The sequence below is a fragment of the Cellulomonas bogoriensis 69B4 = DSM 16987 genome (assembly GCF_000767165.1).
Taxonomy (GTDB): Bacteria; Actinomycetota; Actinomycetes; order Actinomycetales; family Cellulomonadaceae; genus Actinotalea; species Actinotalea bogoriensis.
In genome coordinates this window covers 1-14,791 of sequence record NZ_AXCZ01000063.1, presented here as the reverse complement: position 1 = coordinate 14,791, position 14,791 = coordinate 1, and the positions used below count along the sequence as shown (strand labels likewise).

Genomic DNA, 14,791 nt, shown 5'->3' with positions numbered 1-14,791 from the left:
CCGCGCGGTCCACCTCGGCCCGCCACCCACCCACGACCCCGCCGGGCCCCGACGCGACGTCCGGCGCCGTGCCGCGCAGGTCCACCGCGTGCACGTCGTCGGAGCGACCCACGACCTCACGGGAGGCACCCACCCCCACGGGCACGCCGGCCGCGTCCACGGACGTGGTGCCAGCCGTGGTGCCAGCCGTGGTGCCGGTCGTGGTGCCGGACGTGCGGACGTCCATCAGCAACCGTCCACCGCTCAACCGGTCCAGGCTCTCGGCCGCCTTCACCGCCACCGCCTCCGGCCCCTGCGGGGCCACGCCCCACACGCCGAGGCCCACGTGCGACGTCACGCCCGCGACCCACGCCACCACAGTCCACGGGTCCAGGCCGGCGGGCCCGTCGCCCACCGGCGGCCCCGCGACCACCAGGTCCAGCCCGACCTCCTCGGCGGTGAGCGCCACCCCCGTCACCCGGGCCGGGTCCTGACCGTCGACCAGCACACCCCACCGGACCGGGTGCCCGTGGTCACCGCTCCGTGACGCGTCCGCCTCCAGGTCGGTCGGCGCGCTCACCGGGCCGACCCGGTGCCGCGCTCGCGGGCGACCAGGTCGCGCAGCTCGGGCCCGATCTCCTGCCCGAGCACCTGCAGGGTGCGCTCGTCGTCGCCCATGAGCACGTACCCGCTGAACCCCTGCTCGAGGGTCAGCCCGGCGAGCTGCTCGACCCACTGCTGCACGGGGCCCTGCAGGAACCCGTCGTCGGCGCCGTCGGTGACGGTCCCGCTGATGTTGAGCAGCCGTCGCACCTGCCGGGGGTCACGGCCGGCCTCGTGGGCGGCGTCGTCGATGCGCGCGTTGGCCGCCGCCAGGTCCTCGTGGGAGCTCATGTAGGCCAGGGACGGCAGCCAGCCGTCGGCCTTCGCCCCGGTCAGGGCGAGCATGCGGGGCTTGTACGCGCCCAACCAGACGTCGACCGGGTGGGCGGGGCTGGGGCCGCGCTTGGCGCCGTCGACCCGGTGGTGCTCCCCGCCGGCCCGGAGCACCCCCGGGGTGTCGGTGTCCCACACCCCACGGATCACGTCGATCGCCTCGTCGAGGGCGGTGACCGCCTGCCCGGGCGTGAGGCGGGTGCCGCCCATCGCCTCGATCGCGTCCCAGAACGCCCCGGCCCCCAGGCCCAGCGCGACCCGTCCGCCGGTGAGCAGGTCCAGGCTGGCGACCGACCGGGCGAGGGTGGCCGCCGGCCGCAGCGGCAGGTTCAGGACGTTGCCCGCCAGGGTGATGCGCTCGGTCCGGGCGGCGGCGTAGGCGATGAGGGTCCAGGTGTCGTGGAAGCCCGGCTGGTAGGGGTGGTCCTGGAACGTGACCAGGTCCAGGCCGGCGTGCTCGCTGGCGACCGCGAGCCGGACGGGCCTCTGGGGGTCCTTGTTCGTGGGGGTCACGAACGACCCCAGGAGCAGGTCGTGACCGTAGTCAGCCATGGTTTTCCTTCCGGTGGGAGCACGCTCGTCAACAGCCGCGGGGCGGGCGGTGTTCCGTGGGTGTCCGCAGGACGTTCGTTCCACGCACGACGTCCCAGATGCCCGTACCCTGCCCAGGGCGCACCGCACCGGGTGCGTCGTGCCGGACTCGGAGGTGCCCAGTGGCCGACCCTCGCGGATTCCTCAAGACCCGTGATCGTGAGCTTCCCCGTGACCGCGCCGTCCCGGTGCGGATCATGGACTGGCGTGAGGTGCACGAGCACCGCGCCGGCCACCCTGAGGACCTGGCGGTCCTGCACCGCCAGGCGGGGCGGTGCATGGACTGCGGCATCCCGTTCTGCCACCAGGGCTGTCCGCTGGGCAACCTGATCCCCGAGTGGAACGACCTGGTGTGGCGGGGCCGGTGGGCGGAGGCGTCCGACCGGTTGCACGCGACCAACAACTTTCCCGAGTTCACGGGCCGGCTGTGCCCGGCCCCGTGCGAGACGAGCTGCGTGCTGGGCATCAACCAGCCGGCGGTCACCATCAAGAACGTCGAGGTCACGATCATCGACGAGGCGTTCGACCGCGGCCTCGTGGTGCCCCAGCACCCCCACTGGCACACGGACAAGACCGTCGCGGTCATCGGGTCCGGGCCCGCGGGTCTCGCCGCCGCCCAGCAGCTGACGCGCGCCGGGCACACCGTGGCCGTCTACGAGCGTGCCGACCGCGTCGGGGGCCTGCTGCGGTACGGGATCCCCGAGTTCAAGATGGAGAAGCGCCACATCGACCGACGCCTGGAGCAGATGGAGGCCGAGGGCACCGTCTTCCGCACGGGCATCGACGTGGGTACCGACATCACCGGTGAGGAGCTGCGCGAACGCTACGAGGCCGTGGTCCTGGCGGTGGGTTCCACCACGCCACGTGACCTGCCCGTCCCGGGGCGGGAGCTGTCCGGGATCATGCAGGCGATGGAGTTCCTGCCCCCGGCGAACCGGGTCGCGCTCGGCGAGGCCGTCAAGGGGCAGGTCACGGCGACCGACAAGGACGTCGTCATCATCGGTGGTGGTGACACGGGTGCGGACTGCCTCGGCACGTCCATCCGCCAGGGTGCCCGTTCGGTGACGCAGCTGGAGATCATGCCCCAGCCCCCGGACGAGCGTCCCGCGAACCAGCCGTGGCCCACCTACCCGATGCTGTTCAAGGTGACCAGCGCCCACGAGGAGGGCGGGGACCGCGTGTACGCGGTCAGCACGCAGGCGTTCCTCGGGGACGACGAGGGCCGGGTCCGTGCGTTGCGCCTGACGGACGTGGAGATGGTCGACGGCCGTCCCGCACCGGTCGAGGGGACCGAGCGTGAGATCCCGGCCCAGCTGGTGCTCCTGGCGATGGGGTTCATCGGGCCGGAGCAGGGGCCGTTGCTGGAGCAGCTCGGTGTCACCCTGACCGGCCGTGGGGAGGTGGCACGGTCCGACGACTACGCCACCGACGTCCCCGGGGTGTTCGTCGCCGGTGACGCTGGTCGTGGCCAGTCCCTCATCGTGTGGGCGATCGCCGAGGGCCGCGCGGCCGCGGCGTCGGTCGACGCCTACCTGCAGGGTCGCACCGAGCTGCCCTCGCCGGTGAAGGCGAGCGCGGTCGCGTTGCGTCCGTGACCGGCGCGCGGCGCTGATCCTCGTGCGCGGCTGACCCGCGCACGACGCTGAACGAGAGGTCCGTCACACACCTGGGCGGCCCTGGGTCCCGCCCAGGGCCGGTGGGTGCACGCCAGGATGGGGCGCATGTCGAACGTTCGTGACGAAGACGCCCTGGAGCCCGTGGGGCTCATCAGGCAGTCGGGTGCGGTGCTGCGCGTCGGCAAGGCCATGCTCGCGTCGGGCACCGGCAGCTACCGGGTCAAGGCCGCCATGCAGCAGGTCGCCCAGGCGCTGGGTCTGGACCGCCACCAGGCGCACGTGACCCTCACCGAGATCACCAGCACCTCCCACCGTGGGCCCATCTTCCGCACCGAGGTCGCCGAGGTCCGGTCGATCGGGGTCAACTCCCACCGCCTGGCCCAGCTGACGGACCTGTGCAACGGGTTGCGTCCGGGCGCCACGGTCGAGCACATCAACACCGAGCTGGACCGGATCGAGAAGATCCCGCCCCTGTACCCGGCCCTCGCCAACGCCTCGTTCGCGGCGATGGCGTGCGGGGCGTTCGCGTACCTGAACAACGGCGGCCCGGTGGAGGTGACCGGGGTCTTCATGGCCGCGGGCGTGGGGCAGTTCGTGCGGCGCACGTTCCTGCACCGGCACATCAACCACTTCGGCACCACGATGATCGCGGCGGCGGCTGCGTGCCTGGTGTACCTGGCGTTCGTCCTGACCCTGGACGCGGTGGCCGACGGAGGTGGGGCGAGCCACCAGGCGGGGTACGTCTCGGCGGTGCTGTTCCTGGTGCCGGGGTTCGCCCTGGTCACCGGCGCCCTGGACCTGGCGAAGCTGGACTTCTCTGCGGGGGTGGCGCGCACCGTCTACGCGTTGACCATCCTCACCTCGGCGGGGTTCAGCGTGTGGGCGGTGTCGTGGTTGGCGGGCCTGGACCCGGCGCCCGCGGTCCCGGCCGAGATCCCGGTGCTGCTGGGGATCGCGTTCCGCCTGCTCGCGAGCTTCCTGGGGGTGCTGGGCTTCGCGCTGATGTTCAACTCCCCGGTGCGCATGGCTCTGGGGGCCGCGGCCATCGGCATGGTCACCAACGTCCTGCGCCTGGAGCTGGCCGACCTGGGCGTCGCGATCCAGGCGTCCACGATGATCGCGACGCTGCTCGTGGGGCTGCTGGCCGCGTGGGTGGCGCCCTTGATCAAGGTGCCGCGGATCACCGTGTCCGTGCCGGCCGTGGTGATCATGGTGCCGGGTGCTGCGGTCTACCGGGCGATCGTCGGGCTGAACAACGGTGACGTCGAGACGGCCGTCTACTCGGGCGTGCAGGCGGTGTTCGTGGTGATCTCGATCGCCGTGGGGCTCGCCGCGGCGCGCATGCTCACCGACCGGGCGTGGGCGTTCGACCGGTGACGGGATCCTCGCCGGTGGTGGTGGGTGGTCGGGCTTTGCCCCTGCTGGACACGCCGGGTACCCTGATCAGCAGTCTGGAGACGTCGCATAGTCAGGTCTAGTGCGCGGCCCTGCTAAGGCCGTGAAGGGGTCAACCCTTCCGTGGGTTCAAATCCCACCGTCTCCGCGTCCGACCTCCTCGAGGTCACGAACGGGCCGGACCTCCACAGGTCCGGCCCGTTCTCGTGTCCCCGTTCCACGGTCGGGGGCGGTCCGTCGGTGGGCGGGCAATCGTTTTGGGTGCGGGGCGCCGGGGCATGTATGCTCGTCGACGGTTCTGAAGGACCATGCGCCCGTAGCTCAACGGATAGAGCATCTGACTACGGATCAGAAGGTTGGGGGTTCGAATCCCTCCGGGCGCGCAGATGACGAAGCGGGACACCTCATCGGGTGTCCCGCTTCGTCGTTCACGGGTGGTGTGGCGGCCCGGCGTCGGGCGGTACATCCGCCCGGGTCACCAGGCGAAGTGCTCGGCGTGGAGTGCGTCGGCCGGTACCCCTGCGGCACGGGCGTCGGACGCGACGGCCGCGACCCAGGGGGACGCCCCGCAGACGTAGAGGTCGCAGTCGTCCAGGTCGGGCACGAGCCGGCGTAGTGCGTCGGGCCCGTCGACGTGCCGTGCGGAGGTCGGTAGCCAGGGGCTCCCCGTGGTGGTGCGGGGGCCGACGACGTCCACGACCCGCACCCATCCGGCCCGTTGCAGCGCGAACAGGTCCTTGTCCAGGGGGTGGGGGCCGGGGTTGCGCAACCGGCGGACGAACGTGGCCGGTCGGACCAGGGCCTGGGTGCGGACCGCGTCCTGGAGCACGCTGATGAGCGGTGCCACCCCCATGCCGCTGCCGATGAACGCCAGGCCGGTGCGGGTGCGGTGCTGGGTGGTGAGACGCCCGTAGGGGCCCTCGACCAGGACGGGGGTGCCGGGTTGCAGGCGTGCGAGCCGTTCGCCGTCGTCGCCGTGGACGTTGATGGTGACCCGCAACGTCGATCCGGTGGGGACGGCCGACAGGGAGAACGGGTGCCCGCGGGTCCACCCCGCGCCGGTACGGAACCGCCACACGAAGAACTGCCCGGCGGCCACCCGCAGGTCGGTGAGCCGGCGGCCCGTCATCCGGATGGACACCACCCCGGGGCCTTCCTCCCAGACGGCGGCGACGCGCAACCGGTGCCGCAGGTTCAGCCGGATGGGCACCACCACACGGAAGGTGAGGACGGCGACCGCGGCGCCGGCCCACAACGTCCACCAGTACACGGTCGCGACCGGGGAGGCGAGGAAGTCCGCCCCGGCGAGCAGCTGGTGGGGCAGGGCGAGCCCGGCCCCCAGGTAGGCGTAGAGGTGCAGCAGGTGCCAGTGCTCGTACCGCAGGCGCCGCCTGACCCTGCGCACCGACGACGCGGCGACGGCCAGCAGCAGGACGGTCCCGATCACGGCGGCGAGCATGCCGCGCCCACCCATGACGAGGTCGACGACGGCGCGTGGCCCGGCCTGGACCGTGTACCGCACCAGCACGGCGAGCACGTGGACGAGCATCAGGGCGATCGAGCTGACACCGAGGAACCGGTGCCAGCGGACCAGGCGGTCCTGGCCGAGGGACCGTTCGGCCCAGGGGAGCCTGGCCATGGACAGCACCTGCAGGAGCAGGAGGTTGGCGCTGACCAGGCCGGACAGGTGGCCGACGGAGGTGAGGACGTCGTCCAGGTCACCGGTGAGCTCGGTGACGCCCCCGTTCGCGGCCCACAGGCACACCACGGCGAGGACGGTCGCGCCGACGACGAGTCGCACCGCGTCCCCCCACCACCGTCTGAGGAGTGGTGGGGCCGGGGCGACGGGCGTGCCCGTGAGGGCGATCTGATGAGTCATCGTGCCCATGATCGTGCCCGAATTGTGACCTTTGCGTAAACCTGGGTCTCATTCCGGTCTCAGTCGCAGGCCTGCGTCAGGTTCGTCCGGTTCGGTGTGACCGTCTTCGCTACGGTTCATCCGCCACGCGCACGGCGCACGTGGCCCCCACCTCCCAGGAGACCTCCATGTCGCGCGCCCGTGCCCTCCTCCCTGTCGCCCTGACCGTCGGGGCGGCTCTCGCCCTCGGGGGCTGCGCCGAGCTGTTCGGCCCCCCGGAGCCGGTCCGGGACGACGAGGGTGCGATCAGCGAGGCCGGTGAGGTCAGTGTGCTGTCGCTGACGGTGGGGGACTGCCTGGACGGTGTGATCACCGAGGGTGAGACCGACTCGGTCCAGGTGATCCCCTGCTCGGAGCCGCACGACGTCGAGGTGTACGCCGACTTCCCGGTCCCGGGTGAGGAGTACCCCGGTGACGAGGAGCTGTTCGAGCTGGCGTCGGTCCGGTGCGAGGAGGAGTTCGAGCCGTACGTCGGGACCGCCTGGCTGGACTCCGAGCTCGAGATCAGCTGGCTCCAGCCGATCGAGTCGACGTGGGACCTCGACGAGGAGCGTCTGGTCACCTGCTTGCTGATCGTCACCGACGAGCAGGTGACGGGCTCGTTGCGCGACTCCCAGCGCTGACCTGTGCCGCGGCGTGCCGCGGCGTGCCGGGACGTGGGTCCGTGACCGGTGCATGCCCATGGTGGGACGGTGTCCCCTGTGAACGCTGACCACACGCGCCTGTTCCCGGGCAAGCTCTTCATCAGCACCGCCCTGGAGGCATTGGAGACGAAGACGACGATGTCGGCGCAGCTGACGCGCCGCTACCTGCAGCGCGCGGCGATGGCCGGGATCCTCATCGGGGTCTTCTACGCGACCAACTACGCGGTGATCGCGGCGTTCGATGCGGTGTCGGTGGACGGGACGACGTTGCGGACCCTGGGTCGTGCGGCGGGGGCGTTGGCGTTCGGGTGGGCGCTGGTGTTCATCTACTACACCAAGTCCGAGCTGCTGACGTCGAACATGATGATCGTGACGGTCGGGCGCTACCACCGGCGCACGACGGTGTGGAACGCGTTGCGGCTGCTGGGGCTGTGCTTCGCGGGCAACCTCATCGGCGGTGCGGTGATCGCCGTGCTGCTGCGCTTCTCGACGCTGCTGGACGGTGCTGCGGCTGTGGAGATGCAGGCGTCGGTGGACCACAAGCTCGAGTACATGGCGACGGCCGCGGGCTGGGGCGACCTGATGGTCCGGGCGATCCTGTGCAACTTCCTGATCAACCTGGCGATGCTGCTGGTCTACAACGGCCTCATCAAGGACGACCTGACCCGCAGCCTCGCGATGATCATGTCGGTGTTCATCTTCGCGTTCCTGGGCCTGGAGCACTCGGTCGCCAACACGGTGCTCTTCGCCATCGTGGGCCTGCGGGAGGGGATCGACGTGGGGCTTGCGGCCGGGAACGTCGGGCTCGCCCTGGTCGGGAACTTCATCGGCGGGGGTCTGCTCATCGGCCTGTACTACGCGTACGTCAACGACGACGCCTCCTACCTGCGCCGACGCGGCCTGTCCGAACCCCCGGCGGACGCCCCGCCACCCGGCCACCGGGACGCGTCCCTACCCGCCGACGACGCCCGCGGCTGAGGGCGAACAACTATAAGTCCAGTTATAGTAAATGGAGTTATAGTTGTGGGGTGGACAGGCCGACAGATCTCTACGACCGCACGTACGAGTGGGACGACCTCACCAGCTTGGCCTCTCGGGAGGGTCCGGGTCTGGCATTGGGCATCCTCTCCGGTCGTAGGCGCCACGGGAAGTCCTACCTGCTGCGGAGGGTTGCCGCGGCAGCCGGCGGGCTGTACCACCAGGCCCGTGAGCTGGAGACCCCGCTCGCTCTGGCGGCCTTCGCGGACGACGTCGCTGAACACCTGGGCTACCCGGCGGGGTCTCTGAGGTTCGACGACTGGGAGGTCGCCCTGCGGACAGCGCTTGGGATGCCTCGCGGCGGGGGGGCGTCCTCGCGTCGGGCGCCAGGTGCGTCCTTCCTGGTGCTCGACGAGTTCCCGTACCTGCTCGAACGCTCGCCGAGCATCCCGTCGATCCTCCAGCTCTTGTACGACGAGGCCGCCGACCGGGAGGACGGCGTGGGTGCCGTCGTCGTGTGCGGCTCGGCGCTGTCCGTCATGCGGGACCTGCTGAGCGGGCAGCGGCCGTTGCGGGGACGTGCTCAGCTCGACATGACGCTGCACGCTTTCGACTACCGGCAGTCCCGCGAGTTCTGGGGGGTGGTGAGCCCGCACGTGGCCTTCCAGGTGCACGCAGTGCTCGGCGGGACGCCCGGGTACAAGAACCTGGTGCGTTCCGCCCCGCCTGAGGACCCGTCGGCGGTCCCGAGGTGGCTCATGGAGGAGGTGATGTCACCCGCCTCCGCGCTGTTCGGAGAGCAGGCGTACCTGTTGCGTGAGGACCCGCGGTCACTGGACCGGGCCCTCTACACGTCGGTCCTGACGGCGGTCGCGCAGGGCTCTCGCACGCAGAGCATGATCGGCGCAAGGGTCGGGCGTGACCACAACCGGTTACGCCACCCGTTGTCGGCCCTCGTGGAGACCGGGTTCCTGCGTCGCGAGGAGGACGCGCTGACAAGGCGTCGTCCCTTGTTCGAGGTTGCGGACCCCATCATCCGCTTCACCCAGGCGGTGATCGAGCCCCACCGGGCGCTGCTCGAGGAACGTCAGCTGGGTGAGGCGTGGAATGCAGCGGCCGCGGCGTTCTCGTCGCAGGTCCTGGGTCCCCAGTTCGAGCACATGGCCCGCGTGTGGGCGAGCCGGTACGCGGGGGAGCGCTTCGGTGAACCTCTGGGCGATGCCGCGCCCGCGGTGATCAACGACGCGGACGCGAGGGCTCAGCACGAGGTCGACGTCGTGGCAGGTCCCAGGGGCGCGGACCTGACCGACTCTGCGGCGCCGGTCGTTCTGCTGGGCGAGGCGAAGGCGACCAACCGGCGCCGCACGGTCGCCGACCTGCACAGGCTCGAGCACGTGCGCGACCTGCTGGTCAGCCGGGGTCGAGATGCAGGCGGCGCGCGGCTGACGGTGTTCTCGACCGCCGGGTTCGACGGCGCGCTCGTGGCGGTGGCGCGAGCTCGCGCCGACGTCCACCTCGTCGACCTGGCAGAGCTGTACGACGCCTGAACGTGTCCCCGGCTCCTTGCGACGGCATGGGACCGATCGGTATCGCTTTCCGCAACAGATCGGTCCCGGTCGGGGCGCCGGTGCAACCGATCGGTCCCGGTCGGGGTACGTGTGGCGGTTGGCGGCCCGGGCGGGTCACGTCGGGTCGTCGGTGACCAGGGCGCGCGCCTCGTCGAGGGTGGTGAGGACCGTACCGTCGGGATCGACGGGGGTCAGGGTCCCGTCGGGTGCGACGGTGTAGAGCGCCTGCGTCGGGTTGAGCAGCGCGGCACCGGACGGGAACGAGGCGAGCACCAGCAGGTACTCGACGGTCTCGTCCTCGATGTACGTCACCCCGGGCGGTGGAGTGCCGGCCGACGCGTCACCGGGCTGGACGACGTCGATGCTCTGCCCGGGGGAGACGCCGCCCTTGAGGACCTCGTCGACCCGGACGGTCGCGATGGTCACGTCCATCGCCTCGGTCACGCCGCTCGCAGCGTCGGTCACGCCGGCCTGGGGGTTGAGCGCCGGGTCGGCCCCGGTCGGTCGCTCCGGATGCAGCGCGCCGGGTCGGGTCGAGGTGAGAGTCGCGCGGACGACGAGGTCGGCCCGGTCGATCAGGTCGGCGGTCGTCGCGTAGTAGGGGTAGTCGCCCATCGGCACCGTTGCCACATCTCCACGGTCGGCATCGATCGCCGAGCAGCCGGCGATGAGCGCGCCAGAAATGATCAACGAGAGTGCCCAACGGGTCGGTCGTCGGTCCACAGCGGCCTCCGCCTGGTCATGACCCCACTACCGACGAAGTCTGATGCACACACGGGAGCCGGTCAACGGTCCTCCTGGGCCGGGGGTGCGCAGGCTCAGGCGTGGGCTGTGCGCAGCACGGGGGGCGGGAGGGGGCTCGTCCCGGTGACCCGCCCATGGGAGTGCGCGTCGAGAGCGGCGACCCCGGGTGGGACGCGCTGGAGACGTAGGCGCCGTGGTCGATCGATGCCGACCTCGACGGTGAGCACGGTCAGGAGCTCGGTTCGCTGCACGACTGCGGGTACTCGGTCGTCGCCCGGCGCACCGCCACCAGGTCCGCGCGCGAGGGGCGGGTGGTGGTGGCGCGGGTCATGTCAGTCCTCGACGGCGTCCGCGAGCAGGGGCGCCAGCTCCAGGTCGGGCTTGTCGCGGCGCAGGCCCCGCAACCGCCAGATGTCACGGATGAGCGCGACCCGGGTGCCGTCCGCGCGGTGGGCGATCTCGACCCCGGGGGTGCCGGCGAGGATCTCGACGTCCTGGTCGTTGGCGAGGCGCGCCACCGAGTAGGGGAGCGTCTCGGTGCGGATCGGGGCGCGGAACTCGTGCTCCATGCGGAACGACGCGACCTCGAACTGCAGGGGGCCGACGGCGGCGAGGACGGGCTGCCCGTCGCCGCGGGCCTCCGAGACGAGCACCTGCACCACGCCCTCCTGCTCGAGCTGGGCGATCCCCTTGCGGAACTGCTTGGACCGGCCGGGGTCGGCCGCTCGTGCCGCCAGGAAGTGCTCGGGGGCGAACACCGGCATCGGCGGGAACTCCACCGGTGGGCCGTCCGGGTCGTACAGGGTGTCGCCCACTGCCAGGTTCGTGGCGTTGACCAGCCCGACGACGTCCCCGGGGTAGGCGTCCTCGACGGTCTCCCGTTCCCGCCCGAACACCGACGCCGCGTACTTGGTGGCGAACGGCCGCCCGGACTGGGCGTGGGTGTACACCGTGCCGCGCCGGAACACCCCGGAACACACCCGCAGGAACGCCACGTGGTCACGGTGCTTGGGGTCCATGCCGGCCTGCATCTTGAACACCACACCGCTGAACGGCCCGTCCACGGGCCGCGGTTCGCCCGTGACGTCGGGGCGGGAGCCGGGCGCCGGCGCCAACGTGGTCACGACCTCCAGCAGCTGGCGGACGCCGATGTTCGTCAGGGCCGCACCGAACAGCAGGGGGCTGGTGCGCCCCTGCAGGAACGTCTCGACGTCCACCTCACCGAGCAGGCCCATGGAGTCCACGGCGTCGGGCATCCGGTCGGGGAACCGTGCGGTGGCCTCCTCGCGGCTGAGGGGCTCCTCCTCGGCGAGGGTCGCCCCACCGGGGGCGCGCCGGTACATGGTGACGTGCTCGTGCCGGGCGTCCAGCAGGCCCTGCAGGTCACCGGCCTCACCGACGGGCCACGTGACGGGGGTCGCGTGCAGGTCGATCCGCTCGGCGAGCTCGTCGACCAGGGCCAGGGCCTCCCGGCCGGGGCGGTCCCACTTGTTGACGAACGTGATGACCGGGATCCCGCGCCGCCGGCACACCGCGAACAGCTTGAGGGTCTGCGGCTCCAGGCCCTTGGCCGCGTCCAGCAGCATGACGGCGGCGTCGACCGCGGTCAGCACCCGGTAGGTGTCCTCGGAGAAGTCCGCGTGGCCGGGGGTGTCGAGCAGGTTGATGACCATGCCGTCGAACTCGAACTGCAGGGCGGCGGACGTGATCGAGATGCCGCGCTTCTGCTCCATCTCCAACCAGTCGGACACCACGCCCGCCCGGTCGCCCTTGCCGTGCACGGCGCCGGCCTCGGTGATCGCCCGGGCGTGCAGGGCGAGGGCCTCGGTGAGGGTCGACTTGCCGGCGTCCGGGTGGGAGATCACCGCGATGCTGCGGCGGGGCGCCGCCCCGTGGTCGCCGTCCGGGGAGTCGCTACGGGGGTCGGCCATGCCCCGAACCTACTGCAGCACCACCTCAGGCACGGTGGACGACGACGTCCCGGACGGTGTGCCCCAGGTCCAGGCCGCGCTGCTCGAACTTGGTCACCGGGCGGTGCGGGGGACGGGGGGCGTACCCCTGGTGGGGGTTGGTCAGCCCGGACCCCGGTGCGGTGAGCACGGTCAGCATCTGCTCGGCGTACTCGTCCCAGTCGGTCGCGCAGTGCAGGGTGCCGCCCGGGCGCAGCCGGTCGGTGAGGACGCGCACGTGCCGTTCCTGGACGAGTCGTCGTTTGTGGTGGCGGGCCTTGGGCCAGGGGTCCGGGAAGAACACGTGCACCGCGTCCAGCGACGACGGCGCGACGTGCTCGCGCACCAGGGTCATGGCGTCCCCGTGGGCGACGCGCACGTTCCCCACCCCGGCGGTGTCGACCCGTTGCAGCAGGGTCGCGATCCCGGGGATGTGCACGTCGACGGCCAGGTAGTCGCGGTCGGGGTCGGCGGCGGCCATCGCGACGGTCGCCTCACCCATGCCCGACCCGATCTCCAGCACGACCGGAGCCCGCCGTCCGAACAGGGCCGTGGTGTCCAGGGTGCCGTCCGGGTGGCTGGGGGGTGTGCCGTTCGCGGGGTTGTGGATCGAGAACCCCAGGCCCGGCCACAGGTGGGTCAGGGCCTCGCGCTGGGCCCGGGACAGGGGGCTGCGGCGGGGGTGGAAGGTGCGGATCTCCTGGTGCGCCGCCCCCGCGGCCTGGTCGAACGTGGCGGTCACCGGGCCAGTGTCTCAGGGCCGGTGTCTCAGGGCAGGCGGTCGGTCACCCAGGTGCGCACGGCCTGCAGGTACGACTCCCTGGCGGGTCGGGCCGAGAGCGCGAGGTCGTGCACCGCGTCGGGGATCTGCACCACGGTGACGTCGGCGCCCAGGCGGGGTGCGCGCTGCACCATCTGCTGCACGTCCAGGACGCTGTCGGTGCGGTCCAGGTCCTCGTGCCAGCGGTCCACCGGCCCGCTGCGGGCCGCCGTGCACACCAGGACGGGGACGCCCACCTCCAGGCCCCGTGCCACGGCCCGGTGCGCGCGGCGCACCGAGCGCATCCAGGCCGCGCGGGCGGGGAACCCGTCCACGGGCTTCCACCTGGTGTCGAACGCCCACTCCCCGCCGGTGTCGCGGTGCAGCACCTGCCCGTACCAGGGGGGGATGCCGCCCACGGGCAGGCGGGGGGTGAGCGCAGCCACGGTCGGGAGCGCCGCGTCGATCAGCGCCCGTACCACCGGTCCGCGGGCCAGCTCGAACCACGGGCTGTTCAGGACCAGGGCGTCGACGGCGGGTGGCCCGGGGTGTCCGCGTCGGGCGTCGACCCACAGGGGCAGGATCAGCCCACCGGTGGAGTGCCCGTACCCCACGACCACCTCGTACCCGTCCTCGCGCAGGGTCCGGGCCGCCAGGTCGAGCTCCTCGGTGTGCACGCCCAGGTGGCGGACGTAGTCCGGGATCTGGTGGGGGAGCATCGACCGCCCGTACGTCCGCAGGTCCAGGGCGTGCAGGTCGTACCCGAGGTCGTCCCAGGCGTCGGCGACGTGCGTGTGGAAGAAGTAGTCGACGAACCCGTGCACGTACAGCACCGCCCGGCGTGGGCGGGCGGTGGTGCGGCGGCGGCGCACCAGGGTCGCGACGGCCTGCCCCTGCTCGTCCTGCCGCAGGGGAAGGGTGCGCGCCTCCCAGTCGGGGCCCAGGACGTCCTCGCACCAGGCACCGCTCACGTGGGGGCCTTCACCGCGACGACGGGGCACGGGGTGTCCAGCAGGATCCGTTGGGAGTTGGACCCCAGCACCAGCTTGCCCACGGGTGTGCGTCGGCGCAGGCCGATGACGACCATGTCCGCCTGGTACTCGGTCACCAGGTCGGTGACCTCCTCGGCGGGGTCCTTGCCGCGCACCAGCTGCCTGATCGTGTGGGTGATACCGGCGTCGGTGAGCACCTTCTCGACGTCCTTGAGGTCGGCGTCGGTGGCGAACGTGCTCTGCGGCGGGTCGCTGCGCTCCGACACGTTGATCACCACCACGTCGGTGCGGTGGGCGCGTGCCTGGACCACGGCGTGCTCCAGGGCGGCCCGGCCCTCGGGTGTGGGTGTGAATCCGACGATCAGCGTCACTGGCCTCACCTCGGTCCCGATCATGCCACCGGGCGGCCCTCGTGTCAGCGGTCACGGCTCGCACCGGAGAGTTGAGCGGAATAGACTCAACTTCGTTCCGGTTGGTCGAGGCAGACACTCGAACCTGCTGCACGGAGGCACACACCCATGGACTCGAAGCTCACCACCAAGGCGCAGGAGGCGCTCGCCTCCGCCATCCAGGCCGCATCGGGCGCCGGCCACCCCCAGATCGAACCCGTCCACCTGCTGCAGGCACTCCTGGAGCAGGTGGACGGTGTCGCCGTCGCGCTGCTCGACGCCGTCGGCGCCGACCGCGCCACCGTCGCCCGGCGCACCGCCGCGTCGCTGGC

General features: G+C 71.8%; 14 protein-coding genes and 2 tRNA genes. 8 read left to right on the top strand and 8 right to left on the bottom strand.

Features of this window, described 5'->3' with window-relative positions:
* Both N869_RS07650 and N869_RS07645 read right to left on the bottom strand, forming a co-directional pair.
* The coding region (locus N869_RS07650) for an LLM class flavin-dependent oxidoreductase (protein ID WP_035059869.1) at nucleotides 1-559 on the bottom strand (559 nt) is incomplete at its 3' end.
* A complete protein-coding gene (locus tag N869_RS07645) occupies nucleotides 556-1,467 on the bottom strand; it encodes an LLM class flavin-dependent oxidoreductase (RefSeq protein WP_035059867.1) in 912 nt (303 codons plus the stop codon). The genes N869_RS07650 and N869_RS07645, both read right to left, overlap by 4 nt.
* Before the next feature lie 161 nt (nucleotides 1,468-1,628).
* On the opposite strand from N869_RS07645, the gene N869_RS07640 reads away from it, so the two are divergent.
* The 4 genes from N869_RS07640 to N869_RS07625 all read left to right on the top strand — a co-directional run bounded on the left by N869_RS07640 (nucleotide 1,629) and on the right by N869_RS07625 (nucleotide 4,900).
* Nucleotides 1,629-3,101: a glutamate synthase subunit beta gene (locus tag N869_RS07640; protein ID WP_035059865.1), complete on the top strand. Its 1,473-nt coding sequence runs from the start codon at nucleotides 1,629-1,631 to the stop codon at nucleotides 3,099-3,101.
* 126 nt (nucleotides 3,102-3,227) lie between these two features.
* Entirely contained in the window at nucleotides 3,228-4,499 is a 1,272-nt protein-coding gene (locus N869_RS07635) for a threonine/serine exporter family protein (protein WP_035059862.1), read from the top strand.
* A gap of 76 nt (nucleotides 4,500-4,575) precedes the next feature.
* Nucleotides 4,576-4,665 (top strand) — tRNA-Ser (locus N869_RS07630).
* A 162-nt stretch (nucleotides 4,666-4,827) separates the two neighbouring features.
* Nucleotides 4,828-4,900 (top strand) — tRNA-Arg (locus N869_RS07625).
* A 92-nt stretch (nucleotides 4,901-4,992) separates the two neighbouring features.
* Here the strand turns inward: N869_RS07625 and N869_RS07620 are convergent.
* Entirely contained in the window at nucleotides 4,993-6,396 is a 1,404-nt protein-coding gene (locus N869_RS07620) for a ferredoxin reductase family protein (RefSeq protein ID WP_156968420.1), read from the bottom strand.
* 167 nt (nucleotides 6,397-6,563) lie between these two features.
* Here N869_RS07620 and N869_RS07615 point away from each other — a divergent pair, with 167 nt between their 5' ends.
* The 3 genes from N869_RS07615 to N869_RS07605 all read left to right on the top strand — a co-directional run bounded on the left by N869_RS07615 (nucleotide 6,564) and on the right by N869_RS07605 (nucleotide 9,604).
* Nucleotides 6,564-7,058 carry a septum formation family protein gene (locus tag N869_RS07615; RefSeq protein WP_052105227.1) on the top strand — a complete coding sequence of 165 codons (495 nt, stop codon included), beginning with the start codon at nucleotides 6,564-6,566 and terminating at the stop codon, nucleotides 7,056-7,058.
* Between the two features lie 78 nt (nucleotides 7,059-7,136).
* Entirely contained in the window at nucleotides 7,137-8,057 is a 921-nt protein-coding gene (locus N869_RS07610) for a formate/nitrite transporter family protein (protein WP_084136658.1), read from the top strand.
* 50 nt (nucleotides 8,058-8,107) lie between these two features.
* Entirely contained in the window at nucleotides 8,108-9,604 is a 1,497-nt protein-coding gene (locus tag N869_RS07605) for an AAA family ATPase (protein ID WP_035059861.1), read from the top strand.
* 135 nt (nucleotides 9,605-9,739) lie between these two features.
* Here the strand turns inward: N869_RS07605 and N869_RS07600 are convergent, their stop codons facing one another.
* The 5 genes from N869_RS07600 to N869_RS07580 form a co-directional block, all read right to left on the bottom strand.
* Nucleotides 9,740-10,255 carry a hypothetical protein gene (locus tag N869_RS07600; protein WP_156968419.1) on the bottom strand — a complete coding sequence of 172 codons (516 nt, stop codon included), beginning with the start codon at nucleotides 10,253-10,255 and terminating at the stop codon, nucleotides 9,740-9,742.
* Between the two features lie 446 nt (nucleotides 10,256-10,701).
* A complete protein-coding gene (locus N869_RS07595) occupies nucleotides 10,702-12,300 on the bottom strand; it encodes a peptide chain release factor 3 (RefSeq protein WP_035059856.1) in 1,599 nt (532 codons plus the stop codon).
* A 25-nt stretch (nucleotides 12,301-12,325) separates the two neighbouring features.
* Nucleotides 12,326-13,060, bottom strand: a complete 735-nt coding sequence (trmB, locus tag N869_RS07590) for a tRNA (guanosine(46)-N7)-methyltransferase TrmB (protein WP_052105226.1) — start codon at nucleotides 13,058-13,060, stop codon at nucleotides 12,326-12,328.
* Nucleotides 13,061-13,086: 26 nt separating this feature from the next.
* Complete coding sequence (locus N869_RS07585) at nucleotides 13,087-14,049, bottom strand: alpha/beta hydrolase (RefSeq protein WP_035059872.1); 963 nt, start codon at nucleotides 14,047-14,049, stop codon at nucleotides 13,087-13,089.
* On the bottom strand, nucleotides 14,046-14,441 hold the full coding sequence (locus N869_RS07580; RefSeq protein WP_035059854.1) for a universal stress protein: 396 nt from the start codon (nucleotides 14,439-14,441) through the stop codon (nucleotides 14,046-14,048). Before N869_RS07580 ends, N869_RS07585 begins: the two co-directional genes overlap by 4 nt.
* Nucleotides 14,442-14,588: 147 nt before the next feature.
* Between N869_RS07580 and N869_RS07575 the strand changes: the two genes are divergently transcribed.
* Nucleotides 14,589-14,791: Clp protease N-terminal domain-containing protein (locus N869_RS07575; protein WP_035059853.1), on the top strand; the 203-nt coding region annotated here is incomplete at its 3' end.

Excerpts from the sequence above, each read along its gene's own strand:
- N869_RS07645 (WP_035059867.1), bottom strand. The coding sequence starts at position 1,467 with ATGGCTGACTACGGTCACGACCTGCTCCTGGGGTCGTTCGTGACCCCC.
- N869_RS07635 (WP_035059862.1), top strand. The coding sequence starts at position 3,228 with ATGTCGAACGTTCGTGACGAAGACGCCCTGGAGCCCGTGGGGCTCATC.
- N869_RS07620 (WP_156968420.1), bottom strand. The coding sequence starts at position 6,396 with ATGACTCATCAGATCGCCCTCACGGGCACGCCCGTCGCCCCGGCCCCA.
- N869_RS07615 (WP_052105227.1), top strand. The coding sequence starts at position 6,564 with ATGTCGCGCGCCCGTGCCCTCCTCCCTGTCGCCCTGACCGTCGGGGCG.
- N869_RS07595 (WP_035059856.1), bottom strand. The coding sequence starts at position 12,300 with ATGGCCGACCCCCGTAGCGACTCCCCGGACGGCGACCACGGGGCGGCG.